The following is an 18667-nucleotide window of genomic DNA, read 5'->3' as shown; positions in this document are numbered from 1 at the left end:
AAGTAACAGCAACCGCCAGAAGAAAGACCAGAAGGAGCCAGATAGAAAAGATGAAGCTCTTTCTGAGATGGCTGCGATCATTGATAAAGCCCTAGAAGAAGGAGCATGTTTGACTTTTGCTTGTGATGCAATAGGGATCCACCTTCGCACCTATAGGAGGTGGAAAGAAGATCCTGTTGATAGACGCAAAGGTAGTCAAAAAGCCAACTCCACAGCTTTGCGCGAACAAGAAAGACCGCATGTTCTTGAAGTCTGTACTTCCTCAAAGTATCGAGATATTGCTCCCACTGAAATAGTTACAGGACTTGCTGAGGAAGGAGTTTATATTGCTAGTGCGAGGCCGTTCTACCGAGTTTTAAGGTCCGCGGGAATGCTGAACCATCGAGGTAACGATCATCTAGCCAGAACGCTTTATATACCACCTGAGTTTAAGGCTACAGGTCCTGTTGATGATTGGAGCTGTGAGATAGTTGGATGAATGATCCACGAATCAGAATCAGAGGAGTTGCTAGAAGGTTATTTCGCCTCCTGAAAACCAAGAGGAATTTGAATGGGGTATGGGTGTACTCAGACAACGGTAACCCTATGAGAGGGGTAAGATTCTCTGTTTGGCTCGACAACAGGGGAATGTTCCTTTCCCACTCTCGTCCCCTAGTGAAGAATGACAGTCCTTATATTGAATCATTCTTCAGAACTTTGATATATCATATAGGTTTCTTAGATGTGACGACTTCCTTGACACACAGCGAAATTTATGATGATTATAAAGTGAAAGTTATCAACAAAATAAGATAAGATAATTTTAAATAGATTTGCAGAGAATAGAAATTTTGTTCGTCATAGATTAGATCAAAATTGTGTTCCATTTACATATATAAGAATATTAAATCCTGTTGATCAAAACTATCTCGTTGAAGCAATTAATAGTATAGAAACTGATGGATATATTGAAATACAAGGTAATGGAATGTATTTATGTTATTGACACAAAAAGGTAATGATACTATTTATCAAATTACATTTTTTTTCTAATATATGGAGAAAGAATCGAGATCTAACAAATTGCTGAAACTAACTAAATCTTTTTCAGACCTTCGACCATTTAAGAACTGATCGTTCTTCAACTCAAAAATCACGCCAAAGCTTTGGGACGATTTTACAGCTTAGGTCGGCGTTCTGTGGAGGTATATTAAAAATATTAAATACAAACTAATGTTAAAAGAAGTTAGAAACAAGGAGACTATTTTGAAAACTAAGATTATTTTAATGCTATTATTAGGTATGTTTATTATTGGAGGTTGTTCTCTTGACGGTTCAAATGATCCAAATGGTTCAAATGATCCAAATGGTTCAAATGATCCAAATGGTTCAAATGATCCAAATGGTTCAATAATTTCTAGACTAGATTTGAGTAATGCTCAAAGTCTTGTGATCTCTTCTTCATCTGATGCAAGAACTGTTAGGAGTGTATCTGACAATCAGAATACAATTTACAAATACACAGATGATGGAAAACTTGAGGTAGTTGATATTTATGATGAAAATGGTGAAATTATTAGTAATTCAACTACTTTAAATCCGACAGGTATAATTAGTCTTGATACAGTCATTGCTATTATCTTTGAACAAAATGATCCCACATATAGTATTGATGTTAATAGTATAGTATTTATTGATAAAAACACTGGTACCGCATATATGATTCCTGAAGGAAGTATATATGGAGATATTATGATCGACTACAATCCCAATAAAACTTATAAACAGTTATATGAAGATGCTAATAGGAATATTTATATGTATATCAAAGGATCAAAGAGTGGATTCTATAAAGCTTCCTTCAATAATCAAAATGCTGAATTATCATTACTATATGAGTATTCTGTAACATGTAACAAGCCGACATTCTTAGCAGACAGAAATGGTAATATTTTATATGAGGATTCATGCAAGCCTTGGAAAATATTTACTTCTAAAGGACGTTTAAGTACAATTACCCCAGATACATTTGGTTATGGGTCTTTCCTTGGATCAGATAATAAATTATATAAAGATAAGATATTGTTATCATCTGATGGTTTAAGCTACTCTCCATATACTGATTCATCTGGAATTTCACTTAGCCAACAAGATATAATTTCATATGGCGATAATAAAACATATGTCGCAAATGATTCAGGAGTTATTGTTTTTGATGAAGAGTCTATAGATTTAGAAAGTAATGTAAAATCATTTTGTCCAGCAGGCTGGAACGGCGATTCCGCTGATTACAACGATTTTCTTGTATTTAATAGTGAAGCTTTCATTGCAACAAACACAGGGATAAAGAAAATTTCATTAACAGATAATTCTTATAGTAATAATATTTTAAATGATGTTTACCAAGTTGATGAAATAGTCGTCGAAAGTAATTCCCTTATTTTTACAGGTAAAGACCCATATTTAAATAACATTCTTGCAAGTTTTGATTTAAATACGTCTACTCTTACAATTTTAGAAAACTATGGAAAAGAATCCTTTGGAACAAATCTTGTTCAAATAGACTAGATAATATATTGGATATTCATATAACAACGCTTTGAACCAAATTTTCTCCTATGGTATAAATCCTGCTTTTCCTACTTGGCGGCAGGATTTGTACCATGTACGGAAAACAGGTTATGGCAGCGTTAAACATACTAAAAGTAACGGATATATAAAATATTTCCTATATTCATACTGAGGTCACCCAAAGTTCTACCACTTTGTAAATTACTTTCGGCCTTATTTATTATAGAATCATCCCCTTTAAACGTTTTTGTGGTCTTTCTAAGTCCTATTCGTCCATCAATCCTGAATTATTGTCTAGCATTTTTTATTGAGCTAAAGTGATTTGCATCTAGACATCCATAGCGTAGTGTGCCAAAAAAACTTTCTATATGACAATTATCAGTTTGTTCTCCTAGTCTAGAGAAAATTAATTCGATTCCCTTTCTATAGCCCATATCATACATGGGTTTGTAGGTAAACAGCTTTCTTTTTTACTTCGTGTAGTAGTACCTTTTTTATGATATCCTTTTGAATCATATTGTTTGAAGACAGATCAGCTACTAGCCTTTTTAATCTTGCATTTTCTTCTTCAAGGTTTCGTAGTTTATTTACTTCACTATTAGATGTATCAAATGCCTTTATATGAGGGAAGCGTTATATGTATAGTGCTACCTAGCTAAGCTAAAAGCCCCCAAACGTCTAAATCTAGGACATTTTATTCTTCCCATTTATTGAAGAATATCACTTCCTCTAGAGGCTTTCTCACTCGTTCGTTATGTTCGATTGAAAGATGTTTTTCATTCAGCTCTGAATCATCTCCGGGATATCCAAGAATAATTAGTGTTAACAAGGTGTAGGAATCGGATATACCTAAGTCCTTTCGCAAGTCCACAGCTTTAAACCCGGCTATAGGGTGAGATATCAGACCTTCTTTTTGGGCCTGCAACTGTAAATTCATACACGCCATCCCTGTATCAAAAAAAGCGTAATTACGGTTTCCTTCAAGTTTGGCATCAAGATCTTCTCGAGTTATAACCGCTATAACGGCGGGACTTTTTTTAGCCCAGTAGTTACCTCCTGAGAGATGTTGTCTCACAATGTTCAAATTTTCCGGAGTATTCAAAACTAAAAATCTCCATGGCTGATTATTGGCACAGCTAGGAGCCAGCGTTGCTGCTTTCAATATATTTGTTAATGTCTCATTTGGTATTTCTTTTTCTGAAAGGGCTCTCAATGCTCTTCGTTCTTGAATTTCTGTCAATATCATATTCTATCTCCATAGATATTAAGATTAGATCTTCTTTTTATTAATATAAGGATAAAATAGAGGGATGCCAAATGTATATTAGTTGACTTGTGAGTCAGTGTTGTATAGATTGTTAAAAAAAGACGAAGGATTCCATGAAATACTTCGCATTGCATTAAAAGTTTTTCTTTCTAGTACATTAAATCTATACTGAGGAGTTTACTAAAAATGAAAAAAATATTTGATGAAATCATTACATTGTGAAGAGATTCTACATGGGGGATTTGCTTTTAATGGGTTAACAGATATGCTAACGATGCGTACTGATTTCTGGTCTGATAGTGTTAAAGAGTTTGGACAAAACTTAACAAATGATGAGCTGATTTTTTTGGACAAACTAAGTTGGTTCGAATCTCCAACACCACATTCTACAGCGCGCTACACTCCAATGTATGGATGTTATAGATTAGAAGACAACAAATTTCCTGAAGCGATATACTTTTATGATAGTGGAACTGTTTATAATTTGGATATGACACTTGAAACTTACATAGCCAATATGATTGAATCTGCAGCTGTAAATTGCTGGCAGTATTTCTACATTTCTCCTGAAGAGTTAATTAAAAAGAATAAAGGGGTTAATGGATCTTTATGGATGCTATCCTCATTGGAGGATTTTCCGGAAGACTCTGATAGATTAGGTAATATTCTTCACCATATGGATCATTGTATACAATACCTTCCGGATTCATTTCCTTGGAAAGATTTTTCCTATCATAATAAGCAATTAGAGCTCATTAAATCTATGATATAAAATTATATTCATCATTGTATTACAAGGGATTTTACTGGTAAATAACCTGTCCTCATCTCTGTCTGTGATCCCTTTACCCAACTGGCTATTGTCCAGTTATAAAACATCAGTATCTACTTTAATCAGTATAGATCAATAAAAAGAATATGACTAATAGAGGATAAATAATGAGTGATACAACATGGTATCGAAGTTCAGATTGGGATAGAGAATCACAAGTCCTTTTTTATCAAAAGATAAAACGAGCAAGAAATAGCAAGATTGATTATATACTAATTAAATCAAGAGTACTCTATGCAACAAATGAATCTGAAAAAATGGCGGGAGCTAAAAACTTACTAAAAAATGCTATTGAAGAATATAAAGACAAACAAGACAAAGTGATTGATTTGGCCCAAGTACTATCTCGTTGGTATCTCCAGGAAAAGAACTTTATAGCGGCTGAAAAGTATATTGATGAGTATTTTTCCTTAAGTCAAACGGCTTATTCACTTAGAAGGCAAAAAGGTTCCAATCCTCATGAAATAAAATCTGAATTGCTGCTTCTTAAAAAAGATTTGGAACAAAACATTTCTGCTATCAAATTAATCAATCAGTGGCACAAGAATAGAGATATGGACAATGGGAATGTAGAACCTTTTGTTCCCAGCTATTTGCGAGTTGAATCTTATTCTTCTATAGTAATTGCAGAATTAGGTATTAAGACCATTGGCGATGCTTGGGATTTATTTGAGATTCGTCATTCTGATTTGGATTATAACTTGATCCACAATAAAAATGAAAAATCTCTTCTTTATCTATGGAATTATCTAAGGGAAGGATCAAACTTAGATGAATATCGTTTATCCTCTTATTCTTGGTATAATCTTAGAGAAATCGAGGTAGATAATCAAAGAAAATACCTTAGCGAGGAAGGTGAATTATTTTCCTATATAATTGAGCTTGGCGCCTATATTGGGCAAACAATAATTCATGAATCTAATGGCAAATGGTTACTTAGTGACCTTATTATCAAATCCAGGATAATCATTCACGGGGATAAAATAAATCCTTTTATGATTGCATATATTATTGTAGTTTATCGCTTTCCCATTAAGGATGTCCTAGAAAGATTGGATACACTTAAGACTTTATGCAATATCATATATTCACAAATCAATTTACAAGGAAGATAGCAGATGGAAATCTTTTTCTAAACAATTAAGTTAAAATCCTTGATTGAACACAGTCAAGATTTACCAAAAACATCAAATCAATTAATAACTTTTAATAAATATCTCAAGAACCATCTAACTGACTCATATAGACTAATAAAAAATTAGAAGTAAGGGGTGTTTATGGAATTAGTAGAAATAGGAACAGTGGCAGAGCTTAGGGACGGCTATAGTATTAGAGTTACTGATGAATTTAAGAAAGGTCTAACGAATATAGATGGATTTACTTTTTTAAAGATTATATGGTGGGCTAATCATTCAACAGAATATTCTCATCCAGATAATTGGGTGATAGACAAACCTTATACAAACGGTCCTGATCGCTTAGGTGTATTCGCCACACGATCTCAGATCCGTCCCAACCCTCTCTGTATAACAAACATAATTGTGAAGGACATTGATTATCATAGGGGAATCATATACACCTATTACATAGATGCCTATCCAGGGTCACCAATTCTTGATATTAAGCCATATCTTCCTGCCTGTGATCGAGTATTAGAAGCGGGTATTCCTTCCTGGTGTCTCCATTGGCCATCTTCTGTGGAAGAGTCATCAAGCTTTGATTGGGAATCTGAATTTAATTTTAGTAATAATTAATAAGGATAGAATATTATGAGGAACCGTGAACTCGTCTATCAGTCATTAAATATCATAGAGGGGCATTTGAAGGAAAACATAAATGTATTCACCTTGTCCCAAGAGTTTGGTTTCTCATTATATTATTTTAGTCGAATTTTTAAAGCCGTAACAGACTTTTCCTTAAAAGAATATATTCTTCTTAGAAAGGTTCATGAAGCCTATCGTGATATCATAAATTCAGATAAGAAAATCATTGATGTGGCTTTTGAATATGGTTTTTCTTCTCATGAATCATTTACTCGGGCTTTTAGCCGATTATTAGGATTCAATCCCTCCCTTGCTCGTAAAAAGGAGAACATTGTTAGCTATTTTGCTCCTCTTACTTGGGAGGTTCTTGAGAACAAACAACAAAATCATATTCAAGAACCAGAGTTAATTCAACTAGGAGCCTTTTATCTGATAGGTATTCCTTTTTATTATGATATTGCCTTGCATAATGATTTATCCAAACCATGGCATAATTTAATCAGTAATGCTTCTCTCCTGAAGGATAGGATTATTCCTGAAAGATTCTATCAATTACAATATTGGTTCCCTGATCAAGAGGATGGCCTATACTATTTCTTTATAGCGCTTCAAATGCATAACATAACAGATATACCTATACAGTTTACCGCTAAGATGATACCTGCTCAAAGATATTTAAGATTTTTCCATAGAGGAAAATCCAATTCAGTGGGTGACACATATAAATACATCTATTATCAATACCTTCCCGATACTTCCTATAAACTTCCTCATCACTATAATTTTGAATATTATGGGAAGCAATTCTTAGGGCCATACGATGAGGAGTCAGAAAGTGAAATCTATATTCCTATCGAAGGAGAGTGATAACATGCTTATAGAACTTAGTGATGTTTATAAAATGGCTGAATACATTCATTTCTACCAAGAGCAGCATCAACAGTTGTCTTTATTATTAATTGAGCGCTTATCTGCACATTTGGATTTCAAGTTAAAGATACAAAAAGCCACCGTACATTTTGTTAAAGATGATTCTTTTGCTGTTATAGGATTACGAAGATCAAAAGCGAGTATCTTTGTAGAATTCCATGTGTCAAAGTTTATTAAGAATCCCAGAGTAGAAAAAACACTAACAGGAAGAAAGGGACAGCTCATTCATAGAGTAACGGTTCATAATGGGGAAGATATTGATGAAACTTTACTCACATGGATAAAGGACTCCTATCGGCTAAATTCTGATAGGAGTCTGTCTAGCCATTCTGATAATTAGAAGGAAGATTTGTTTCTGTCAAGTTTAGTAATGGCCTTCCTATCTTCCTCACTTAATTCAAATTCATAAAGTTCGATATTTCCTCATAGCTTCATGCGTGAAATTCTAATATAGATTCACTCATGAGAGCTTCAGCGGTCATACGATTAATATTTTTAAAACCCTCTAGCTTAATTACTGTATTCCATTGAAACCAATATTTATGAGAAAACTGTTTGATCCTGGAGAAATATGATCTATGATAAGGAAAAGGAAAAAATATTATGAGAACAATTAGAGGCTTATTTTTTGTAGTAAGACAATACGAAAGGGCTGTGATGGAGACTTTTGGTAAATATAGTAAGTATCTTCATCCTGGCTTACATATTCAAATACCCTTGGTTCAGTTAACGAGGACAAGAGATATCCGTGAACATACAATGGACATTGCTCCTCAACAAGTTATAACCAGTGACAATGTCGAGATCGAAGTAGATGGCATCATGTGGGTTATGCCTGGTAATGATGAAGAGTACATCAAAAGAACCTTCTATAATATCGATAGATGGAAAGATGCTGTATTGGAACTGGCTCAGACGAATCTTCGGCAAGAGTTCGGACACCTAACATTAGATGAAAGTCTTGTGGCTCGCGAACAAATATCCAAGAATATGCAAATATCTCTGGATGATTTAACAGAAAACTGGGGACTTAAAGTTACAAAAGTCGAGATTAAGTTAATTGATCCTCCTGAAGATATCAAAAAAGCCATGCACAAACAGAAGACGGCAGAACAAGAGCGTCGTGCCATGAAGTTAATTGCTACCGGACGCTTCGAAGCTGCTGAGCAGGATAAGTTAGCAGCTATACAAATAGCAGATGGAAAGAAAGAAGCAGAGATAAAAATAGCCGAAGGAAAAGCAAAGGCTATTGAATTAGTAAACGATGCAGCAAACAAATACTTCGTAGGTAATGCCAAGGAACTAAAACAATTGGAGATTACCGAAACATCATTAAAAGATAATTCCAAAATCATTCTCTCACAAGATGGAATAACTCCAACATTGTTAATAGGTGACTTACCAGTCAAAACTGAGAAGAAGTCCTTGTAGGAGAAAACATAAGACCTACAAAAAGAAGAATCTTAAAAACATGAGCTTGCTACAAAGATGGATCGAAATAATTCTACAATAGATAGTAATTATAGTGATGGTTTCAATATTCTAAATCGCTTTAACAATATCAAAATAGTTCCAAAAACAAATGATGATATGAAGAAAATAAGGCAAATAACAGCTATAGATATAAAACCATTCTTTGGTTCAAGAACAGCATAGGGAACCCATCCATCAATTAGAAAACGTATCCCCGTTACAATAAGCCAAAATAGAGGATAGAACCCTGCTATATAAACATTCGGCATTTGAACTGAGATTTTTGGTCCTTCTATAATCCAGTCAGCTAAAAGTATTAAACCAGTGATAAGATGAACCATATAATTTGCCCATAGGAAGCGTACACCAACATCATCTCCATTAACAAAAGACCAATATAATACAGTTACCATAACAATATTCACAGTTGCTATAAACCTGATAATTTCAATATGAAAGGGACGATCCTTTAATGTATATTTTGCTGATATTAGTAAAGCAATTGCTCCTAGAATATTTCCTTGATTTGTCCAGTATCCAAAAAAATTCAATGCCTCTAATGATCCGTTTGTCCATGAATCAATCCATAGAATTAGCTGAGTACCCAAGATCATTAAAGAAAATAGGAACCTAAAATATTTCCACATAATTTTCTTGCTTTCCATTAAAAGTCTCCTCTCCTCAATTTAGCAAAATTACAATATTTGTAGTAGTATCTTGGTTAGATTTTAATAATTAATGTAAAAAAGGCTATAATTTATCTGCTATGTATAAGAGCTTGTGATAAAGAGGGATATGGATATACAATAATAACATAAATCCTTTTTTCACTAAGCAAGAGGATTAGAAAAATGATAATTATTTTAAAGTTGAATACAAAAATAAAGGATATAATATGAAAGTTAGAACAATCGTAGTTTTACTTTTTGCCTTAGGTCTTTCAAGCTCCCTCAATGCGCAAAAGGTCGATTTCTCTTCTGTAGATGAGTTTTTCATCATTGCTTCAGAAATGATGGAGGGAAAAGAAATATCCCCACAACAATGGGCCATATTTGATAGTACTGGCGGCTATAAAGAATATGCATACAGACCAGACCAGGTAAGAATCGGTATAATAAGAACATCTTTGCAACTCTCTTTTGAGGAAAATAAAAATCTTGCGTTAAAGGATCGTATTTTAAATATCACAGAAGATGAAATGAAGCGTGATGATGATCATCAATGGTTGAAAAAACATACTTTAATTAACTTTATGGAAATGAAGGATAACCTTTCTCAAATACAATCTTTTAGAGAGAACTATGATTTTGACAATATGATTACTAAGGCAAAATCAAAATTGAGTTCTTTTTTAGGAGTTTCAATTGATTCCTCATTAGAATTTAAACCTTTGTATTTTCTTTGTCAGGAAGATGATGCTCAAGTGAGGGGTAATGGTATTTATATGGATTTCAATTCATTTTATAAATACACAGAAGAGGAAAGAATCAATTATTTGGCACATGAATTTTTTCATAACTATCGTGGCTATTATGAGAACAATGATTTTAATCACAAAAATGCACTAAACTACTACACAGATATGATTCAAAATGAAGGAATTGCAGACTTAATTGATAAAGAAAATGGTTATAAAAAGTATTTTCTCAGCACGGGACGCACTCAGGAAGAGGCTCAATATTGGGAAGACATGTATAATAACGCCGCAAATGATTTAATTAAGTTACAGGAACTGATTCTTGAATATTCTCAAAAGGGGATTCCTGAAGATACGTTCGTGAACAAGATAGAAGAAATTGTTAAGTACAATGGTCACCCTATTGGTTTTTATATGGCAAATCAAATTGTTAAGGGTGGGTATAAAAAAGAAATGCTGGAAAATTTTTACAGGCCATATGAGTTCTATAAACTCTATAATCAAGTAACCATAGAAAATGGTGAACCTGCTTTAACAGAAGAGTATTTAAACTATATTAAGAAGATAAGTGAAGAATACTATCACTAATATTTTCTTCCTGAAGTGTTTATATTGGATCAGCCAACATTTTATCATCTTCAGCAAAGTAAATACGGTATTGATTCTTCATATTTACTTATTAAGTAAGTCTGTCACAGTATCTATTATTGATCAATCTTTTCTTAAAATGGAAATTAACAGAGAGAAGTTCCGGAGTAAGGAAAAATCGGGAAGTATTTTTTTCGAGTTTCGCCTTGAAGAAAACGTTGTCATATTTCTTATCCCATCATGCATCATATTTTGATAAATAGAGTACCACGTGCTACCATGGAAAATAAGGGGGAACAAATGTTAGACAATCTTATTAATCGTAAAATATCTGTTTATTCTGTTAGTATTGATTTTTTCTTCGGTCCTACAAGAGGGGTTTTACTCTCGGTGAATGATAAGTGGTTAACCTTGAAGAAAGGGCGTGAAACCTTTTTTATTGCCGTCGATAAGATTATTCAAGTTAAGGCCGTTGATTAAATGTCTGTAGTTAATATCCTGTGAAATTTACAATGAAACATCAAATGATCATTTTGCTTTTGTTAAATCCTTCAAGAATTAATAATTTATCTGAACCTTGGAATGCTTTACTCTGTAATACCATATAGATCAGTTCATTGGGGTTCGTGATGATGAATCTATTAGTGAATTTATATTCCTATAAAAGAAGGTAAAGGGGTATAATAATTTAATTAGTATTGTTAACTCTATTAAGCTGATACAGGGGTAGTGGGACTTGGATTTTTTAGTTTAAAAAGTGAGGAATATATATCCATGTAAGATCGACTTCTGTCTAATAATCTATTAAAAACTTAAGATCTGTCTTCATAATGCATATGAGGAGGATAATAGGTTATTCCCTCTGCGCCATACATAATGAACGGGAAGCCATAGAAGAAGCTATCGAAGTCGAAAATATGTCATATCCCATTATTTGGGTAAATATCACTTATGATAGTAGTTATTTCTTTACAGAAGATTTAACTGTTTTAGAAAAAAGACTCTCAGATTTAGTATTACAGACAGATCGGAAGAATGATCAATGAGTGATCTAAATCGGTATAGGAATTCTCTTAAGATCAACAAAGGTGACCCCATTTTAACAGTTCAATAGTAGTAAAATTTGCAAATAAAAATTAATCCTTTACAATTCTAAGAGAGCATAATAAGGATGTTATTAATATGAACGAGTATGGCCAGGTGTCACAACCGGACTTACCATTTTTTGTAGCTGGGGTTGGGGCCTCCGCCGGAGGTGTAGCTTCCCTTGAGGCTTTTGTTCAAAACATTTCCTTCAAAAGTGGTGTTGCTTATGTAATAATCCAGCACTTGTCACCTGACTTTAAAACTTTTATGGATGAAATCCTTAGACGTTATACCAATATCGAAGTTAATATTGTCCAAGAAACCACCCCTATAGAAGCAAACAAGATATATCTCATTCCTCCTAAAAAAATTATGCGCCTGGAAAAAGGTCTGTTAAAGCTTATAGATAAGGGCAGTGGCTCCTTAAGCTATCCTATCGATATTTTTTTTGATTCTTTGGCTTTATCTCAAGGTGATCACGCAATCGCAGTTGTTTTCTCAGGTACAGGTTCTGATGGTTCACATGGAGCTGTTGCTGTTGCTAAGCATAATGGTTTTGTTATTGCACAAGATCCTGATACCGCCGCTTTTAGTAGTATGCCTGAACATTTGATCAATACCGGAATATGTCATTTAATATTAAATCCTGATACCGTTCCAGGAGTTATTGAAGAATACATCCAGGATCCTGTGATGTATAAGAAAAGCATAAAAGAAAGAGATACACAGTTAGATTACCAGAATTATGACAGTCTAGAAAATATATTTTCCATACTATACAAGAAGTTTAATGTTGATTTTGCTAACTATAAGAAGAACTCAATTAATAGAAGGATTAAGCAGAACATAGAGAATTTGAACTTGAAGGATATACACTCTTATATTTCCTTATTGAAGGAAAATGACGAACTTAAGGTTAAATTATTTTTCTCTCTGCTTTTGGGAATGACCTCCTTTTTTAGAGATACAAAGGTATTTTCCTATATTGAGGCAAATATTATTCCTTATGTTGTTAATAGAGGAAAAGAGAAAGGAATGTTACGGATATGGATACCTGCCTGCTCAACGGGTGAAGAAGCCTATTCCTATGCCCTATTAATTCATGAGTATCTTGAAGATAAAGGTATTCAATTAGATGTTAAAATCTTTGCTACAGATCTGAATGAAAAATCAATTGCCATAGCCAGGAATGGTTTATATCATGAAGATAAGGTTAATGATATTTCTTCCCATAGGCTTTCCAGATATTTTGAATATAATGATGGCTATTATAAGGTCAAATCAAATCTTAGGAAGTTAATAACTTTCACTCATCATGATTTATTAAAAAATCCTCCCTTCAAGGATCTGGATCTGATTAGCTGTCGTAATTTTTTAATCTATCTTACATCCGGGGCTCAGACTGTTGTAGGTTATAGCTTTAATTATGGTTTAGCCTTTGGAGGGATTCTTGTATTAGGATCCAGTGAGGACTTAGGTGATTATTCAGACTATTATGATTCCTATAGTAGACCGTTAAGGATATTTAAAAAAGTAAAAGAAGCTTCAAAAAAGATAGTGACAGACTCAAACATTATAAGTACACATAGAAGAATACATCCTTCAGTGAATGAAAAAAAGGATGTTCTCATAAGAAAAGAACTCCTTTTGGATTATGATAATCTATTGGATATCTATATGCCTGCCGGTATTCTCTTGGATTATGATTATAATCCTCTGCATTTTTTTGGTGATATTGATGATTTTCTTCAAATTCAGAAAGGTAGAACTCATAACTCAGAAGTTTTTAACTATGTAAAAGAAGAATTTCGAATATCTTTAAAGGTATCACTTGATAAGTGTAAGAAGGACAAAAAGGTTATCGTTTTAGGAGATCTGTCCTATGAATCCGATAATAAGCTAAATATCATTAATATTACAATACGTCCCATTGTTAAAAAAGATTTACCTACTTCTTTTTTCCTGGAATTTAAAAAAATATCTTCTCCAGAAAGCAATGTAAGAACTTCTATAGTAGATAATAAAACTAAAATTGTAACAATAAATCAGGATAGTCAGATAGAACTGTTAGAATCAGAACTCAGGCTAACCAAAGAAAATCTATCTACAACTGTGGAAGAGCTACAAAATAGTAATGAAGAACTACAAAGTACCAATGAAGAGTTACTTTCTTCCAATGAAGAATTACAAACTACTAATGAAGAATTGCATTCTGTTAATGAAGAACTCCATACAGTAAATGAAGAATACGATGAAAAGAATTATAAGTTGCAAATGTTATACAGTGAACAGGAAGGGTTATTATCCAATCTGGATATTGGAGTCATTTATTTGGATGAGAATTTACTTGTCAAAAAATTCAATAAGGCAAGTGAAATTTCATTTCATCTTATGGACTATGATATGGGAAGACCTATTGATCATATTGCTTATCAATTAGACGATGATAATACAGAATTTAAGAATAGACTTAGAAGAACACTTGAAAAGGGTGAGATTTTTGAATCAGAAATAACAACAAAAGATGGACAATCTTACTTAAAAAAGATAATGCCATATTATGATGAAGAGAGAGAAATCACCAATGGAGTGATTGTTACTCTAACTAATATTACAAAAGTATTACAAGCAAAGAATAAATTATCTATGCAAAAAATATTATATGAAACTATTCTTGAACAAACAATGGCAGGATACTGGGATTGGAAAATACAGGAAAATTCCGAGTATCTAAGTCCAGCACTTAAAAAAATGTTTGGTTATAAAGATGAAGAACTAAAAAACGCTCCGGATACCTGGTTAGGTCTTATTCACAAAGATGACAGAGTAAAAGTAAAAGAATCCCTGGATACTTATATTATGAATAAGGGGAGAGGTCCTTTTTCTTACCGTATACGTTTTATTCATAAAACCGGGGCCATAATCTGGGTCTTGACCACAGGCCGTGCAATGGAATGGGATGAGAAGGGGAATCCCACAAGAATCATTGGTGCACATGTTAATATAACAGATATTAAAAATGCTGAACTTGAGATTGAGCGACAGGCGAAAATGCTTGCAGAAGCTCAAAGAATAGCAAAGGTTGGATATTGGGACACTAATTTTTCCACTAATAAAGTCAGTTGGACTAAGGACATATACGATATGTTTCTTTTAGATCCGTCCCAACCAGCTCCTGATTATAATTTCCAACGTTCTTTGTTTTCTTCTGAAAGTTGGGACCTGTATACCTGTGCAATGAAAAAAACGGAAGAGGAAGCACTTTCTTTTGAATTGGAATTGCAAATTATACGTAGTAATGACTCGAAAGCTTGGATGTTAGTTCGAGGGGAGGCTACATATGACAATAAAGGTAATATTAGTGGGGCACAAGGAATTACCCTTGATATTTCTGAGCGTAAAAACGCGGAAGAACATTTAGCTGAAACCTTAAAAGAGTTAGAAATCCAAAAAAATGCAGCTTGTGAAGAAAGTCTTGTAAATCTTGATTTGTTAGATGAAGTTAATCATCGAGTAAAGAATAACCTCATTAGAATACTTGGAACATTTCAACTGAAACTCAATGAATATACACCCCAAAATAATGAATATTCTATTTTGAAAGATATGAGTATGCGTATAAACAGTATGCTGGAATTGCACTCCCTATTGTCAAATTCACGATGGCAACCTTTAGAGATAGGGCATTTGATTGACAGAATTATGTCTTCATGTGTGGAGATCGCAGTGCGACCTGATAAAATTAATAGTACAGTTCTATTTAAACCACAGGAGTTAAGAAGCTTTTGTTTTACTCCTCAACAAGCTACTTCCATTAGTTTGATTTTGAGTGAGCTAGTAATGAATAGTACTAAATATGCCTTTCCTAATAAAGAAGAAGGAGATATTAGTGTGCTTATTACGGGTAAGGTTTCAGATAGAGGTAAGAAAATAGTTTTTAAGTATAAAGATAATGGCGTAGGCTGGCCTGAGGATGTTCTTAGTCTTACACGAAAAGGACTTGGTCTAAAGTTAATTCAGGATTCTTTTAGGAGTTTTCCTGAGAATAATTACAAGTTATATAATGATGATGGTGCCATTTTTCAGTTTACTTTGGTTCTATATTAATCTAAGTCATGTGGGGACTCAATATGAATAAATTTAGTAAGAAATTAAAAGTCTTGATTGTTGAGGACGATCCAATAATCCATCGAGTACTAAAAGAACAAGTTGAACAAATAGGACATACCGTTATTGGGGGAGCCTATAGTCGAAAGGAGGCTTTTGATATTTTAGAAATCGCCAATCCTGAACTTCTTATTCTTGATATTGTAATGCCTGATGGAATAACTAGTAAAGAGGACAAAATTGCAGGAATTACCATCTCAAAAAATGTTATGGAGAATCAGCCTATACCCATAATATGGCTTACTGCTTATGATACTCCACAGATCTTACTGGAAGCAGAAAAATTAGGTATCGGTGCTTATTTGGTAAAACCAACAAAGATCAATGATTTAGCTAGATCTATTAGTATAGCCTATGCCAGATTTGAAGAACTCAAAAAAATACAAAAACTGAATCAAAAGCTTAATTTGGAAATCAAGCAACATAAGAAAACAGAAGAACAATTGCTTATATCTAATAATACAAAGAATCGATTATTAAAGATAATTGCTCATGATTTACGGAACTTGTATCATTCTCAAAGTCTTGGAATTGAAAGCTTATATGCCAGTATGACTGTACCAGAAGATATTCCTCTTATTGCTAGAGAACTATATAAGAATTCTGTTAATCAAAGGGATTTATTATATAATCTATTGGATTGGGCAGACAAACAGGATAATAATTTTTATTCCAACCCCGTAAGTGTAGATATTGTTCAGGTTGTTCAAGAGACCATATCTCTTTATGAAAAGAATAGTCAGCTAAAAGACATTCAAATTAAATTTGAAAGTTCAGAAGAAGCAATCGCAAAAGTTGATTTAGAAATGTTAAAAGTAATCCTTAGAAACCTACTAAGTAACAGTATAAAGTTTACCCCCAAAGGTGGACAAATTACTATAAAGCTAACAAAAAGGAATAACAATGTTGAATTGCAAGTTAAAGATACCGGCATTGGAATAAGTCCTGAAAAGCTTGATATTCTATTCGATAACAATTCCCATATAAGTTCTAGTAAAGGTACAAATGGAGAAAAAGGGGCGGGGCTAGGCTTAGAACTATGTAAGGATTTTATTCAAGCAATCGGTGGTACGATTAGCGCTACTAGCGAACTAAATAAAGGATCAACATTCATTGTATCCTTCCTGGAAGACAATTCTACCTTTAATAAGAGTTCATAAGTTAGGAAAGGATGTTGTGGTTTTAGCTTCACAACACCCTTTATAATATGATTACTTAGGCGATACGATAATATCTTTTAGCTTGGGATTCTTTTCAATATCCTTTGGTAAGCTGTGAGATCGTTCTTTGTTATCATAATCCTTAGATTGGAAAGAGTAAGTGAAATTAGTATGAACATCATAAGTTCCGTTCATTAATGCATAAGCGTCTTCAGTCATTACTAGTTCTTCATCAGTAGGAATAACAAAGATTTTGATTCGAGAGCTGTCTTTAGAAATACAGAATTCAGCGTTACGTGAAGTACATGTCTTGTTCTTTTCTAAGTCAACTTCAATTCCTAAAGCTTCTAATCCTTCCAGGACAGGACCACGAATGTGAGGAGCCATTTCCCCCACACCGGCAGTAAATACTATGGCATCTACGTTACCGTCAAGAGCTGCCAGATAGGAGCCAATGTATTTTCGGATTCTGTAACATTCCATTGAGACAGCTAACTGACATTGTTTATCCCCAGCAGCGGCACCATCACGAATATCACGTCTATCAGTATATTTAGTTGAAATACCTAATACACCTGATTTTTTGTTTAAGATTGTCTCGATTTCTTCAGACGAATAACCAGCATTGTCCTTGATGTAGTTAATAATAGCAGGATCCAGATCACCACTTCGTGTTCCCATGATAAGACCTTCAAGAGGAGTTAATCCCATGGATGTATCAAATGATTTACCATTCTTAACAGCATTGATACTGGCACCATTTCCTATATGAGCAATGATGAGGTTCGTGTCTTCAGGTTTTTTACCTAATAACACAGCTGCTCTTTTTGCTGTATAAAGAAAAGATGTTCCATGGAAACCATATCGTCTAACACTATATTTTTGGTACCATTCATAGGGAACTGCGTATAAAAAGGAAGTTTCCGGCATAGTTTGGTGCCAGGCTGTGTCCATAATAGCTGCATGAGGTACATCAGGTAGTACCTTTTGAGCTGCTTCAATACCCATAACATTGGCAGGGATATGTAAAGGTCCTAAACCTTCGATTTCCTTAAAAGTTTTAAGAACTTCATCATCAATAAGAACTGATTGTTTGATCTTTTCACCACCATGAAGAACACGATGGCCGACGGCTTTGATCTCAGAAATATCGCTTAATACTCCCATGTCTTTATCGAGGATACAGCTTAGAACCAAATCGATTGCATCTTTGTGGTCTTTGCAAGCCTTTTGAATCTCAACTTCCTCTTTTCCTTGTGCTTTGTGACCAATAAAAGCCTCATCTGTACCAACTCTCTCTACTGCCCCTTTGGCTAGTACTTCTTGAGTTGCCCAGTCATATACTTGATATTTTACTGAAGAACTTCCACAGTTCAGGGTTAAAATAACCATTAAAAATAAACCTCCAACTTATACCTATCTCTAATAATAATC

At 33.7% G+C, this 18667-nt stretch carries 17 protein-coding genes; 13 read left to right on the top strand and 4 right to left on the bottom strand.

What is annotated here, in order from left to right; all coding sequences use genetic code 11:
- The first annotated feature begins 67 nt into the window (after positions 1 to 67).
- Both K345_RS20280 and K345_RS0108190 read left to right on the top strand, forming a co-directional pair.
- Positions 68 to 478, top strand: coding sequence for a hypothetical protein (locus K345_RS20280; protein ID WP_028973748.1), 411 nt, complete (start codon positions 68 to 70; stop codon positions 476 to 478).
- Positions 479 to 1245: 767 nt separating this feature from the next.
- Positions 1246 to 2547: a hypothetical protein gene (locus tag K345_RS0108190; RefSeq protein ID WP_028973746.1), complete on the top strand. Its 1302-nt coding sequence runs from the start codon at positions 1246 to 1248 to the stop codon at positions 2545 to 2547.
- Between the two features lie 290 nt (positions 2548 to 2837).
- Here K345_RS0108190 and K345_RS23845 read toward each other — a convergent pair whose 3' ends face one another.
- Together K345_RS23845 and K345_RS0108185 are read right to left on the bottom strand one after the other, a co-directional pair.
- Positions 2838 to 2984, bottom strand: a complete 147-nt coding sequence (locus K345_RS23845) for an integrase core domain-containing protein (protein WP_425423290.1) — start codon at positions 2982 to 2984, stop codon at positions 2838 to 2840.
- Positions 2985 to 3244: 260 nt separating this feature from the next.
- Complete coding sequence (locus K345_RS0108185) at positions 3245 to 3796, bottom strand: nitroreductase family protein (protein WP_028973745.1); 552 nt, start codon at positions 3794 to 3796, stop codon at positions 3245 to 3247.
- 223 nt (positions 3797 to 4019) lie between these two features.
- Here K345_RS0108185 and K345_RS0108180 point away from each other — a divergent pair, with 223 nt between their 5' ends.
- From K345_RS0108180 to K345_RS20275, 6 genes are all read left to right on the top strand, one after another.
- The gene (locus K345_RS0108180; protein ID WP_028973744.1) at positions 4020 to 4589 is read left to right on the top strand and encodes a hypothetical protein; all 570 of its coding nucleotides are present in this window, start codon (positions 4020 to 4022) and stop codon (positions 4587 to 4589) included.
- Between the two features lie 167 nt (positions 4590 to 4756).
- Entirely contained in the window at positions 4757 to 5764 is a 1008-nt protein-coding gene (locus K345_RS0108175) for a hypothetical protein (RefSeq protein ID WP_028973743.1), read from the top strand.
- 162 nt (positions 5765 to 5926) lie between these two features.
- A complete protein-coding gene (locus K345_RS0108170) occupies positions 5927 to 6403 on the top strand; it encodes a TrmO family methyltransferase domain-containing protein (protein ID WP_028973742.1) in 477 nt (158 codons plus the stop codon).
- Between the two features lie 15 nt (positions 6404 to 6418).
- Positions 6419 to 7279 carry an AraC family transcriptional regulator gene (locus tag K345_RS0108165; protein ID WP_028973741.1) on the top strand — a complete coding sequence of 287 codons (861 nt, stop codon included), beginning with the start codon at positions 6419 to 6421 and terminating at the stop codon, positions 7277 to 7279.
- Positions 7248 to 7682 (top strand): DUF5655 domain-containing protein, encoded by a 435-nt coding sequence (locus K345_RS0108160; RefSeq protein ID WP_156888350.1) that lies wholly within the window; start codon positions 7248 to 7250, stop codon positions 7680 to 7682. Before K345_RS0108165 ends, K345_RS0108160 begins: the two co-directional genes overlap by 32 nt.
- Before the next feature lie 263 nt (positions 7683 to 7945).
- Complete coding sequence (locus tag K345_RS20275; protein ID WP_053228153.1) at positions 7946 to 8773, top strand: SPFH domain-containing protein; 828 nt, start codon at positions 7946 to 7948, stop codon at positions 8771 to 8773.
- A gap of 89 nt (positions 8774 to 8862) precedes the next feature.
- On the opposite strand, the gene K345_RS0108150 is transcribed toward K345_RS20275, so the two are convergent.
- On the bottom strand, positions 8863 to 9480 hold the full coding sequence (locus K345_RS0108150) for a Pr6Pr family membrane protein (protein WP_028973739.1): 618 nt from the start codon (positions 9478 to 9480) through the stop codon (positions 8863 to 8865).
- 230 nt (positions 9481 to 9710) lie between these two features.
- Here K345_RS0108150 and K345_RS0108145 point away from each other — a divergent pair, with 230 nt between their 5' ends.
- From K345_RS0108145 to K345_RS0108125, 5 genes are all read left to right on the top strand, one after another.
- Entirely contained in the window at positions 9711 to 10820 is a 1110-nt protein-coding gene (locus K345_RS0108145; RefSeq protein WP_028973738.1) for a DUF5700 domain-containing putative Zn-dependent protease, read from the top strand.
- A 252-nt stretch (positions 10821 to 11072) separates the two neighbouring features.
- Positions 11073 to 11300 (top strand): DUF6897 domain-containing protein, encoded by a 228-nt coding sequence (locus tag K345_RS0108140; RefSeq protein ID WP_211227852.1) that lies wholly within the window; start codon positions 11073 to 11075, stop codon positions 11298 to 11300.
- A gap of 356 nt (positions 11301 to 11656) precedes the next feature.
- Positions 11657 to 11866 (top strand): hypothetical protein, encoded by a 210-nt coding sequence (locus tag K345_RS0108135; RefSeq protein ID WP_156888349.1) that lies wholly within the window; start codon positions 11657 to 11659, stop codon positions 11864 to 11866.
- A 136-nt stretch (positions 11867 to 12002) separates the two neighbouring features.
- Positions 12003 to 16013 (top strand): CheR family methyltransferase, encoded by a 4011-nt coding sequence (locus K345_RS0108130; protein ID WP_028973735.1) that lies wholly within the window; start codon positions 12003 to 12005, stop codon positions 16011 to 16013.
- A 23-nt stretch (positions 16014 to 16036) separates the two neighbouring features.
- Positions 16037 to 17233, top strand: a complete 1197-nt coding sequence (locus K345_RS0108125; protein WP_028973734.1) for a hybrid sensor histidine kinase/response regulator — start codon at positions 16037 to 16039, stop codon at positions 17231 to 17233.
- A 51-nt stretch (positions 17234 to 17284) separates the two neighbouring features.
- Here the strand turns inward: K345_RS0108125 and K345_RS0108120 are convergent, their stop codons facing one another.
- Positions 17285 to 18625 carry an acetate kinase gene (locus K345_RS0108120; protein ID WP_028973733.1) on the bottom strand — a complete coding sequence of 447 codons (1341 nt, stop codon included), beginning with the start codon at positions 18623 to 18625 and terminating at the stop codon, positions 17285 to 17287.
- Positions 18626 to 18667: the final 42 nt, after the last annotated feature.

The organism is Spirochaeta cellobiosiphila DSM 17781 (genome assembly GCF_000426705.1).
GTDB classification, from domain to species: Bacteria; Spirochaetota; Spirochaetia; order DSM-17781; family DSM-17781; genus Spirochaeta_E; species Spirochaeta_E cellobiosiphila.
Note: the sequence above shows the minus strand (reverse complement) of the source record. Positions and strands in the feature narration are given on the sequence as shown.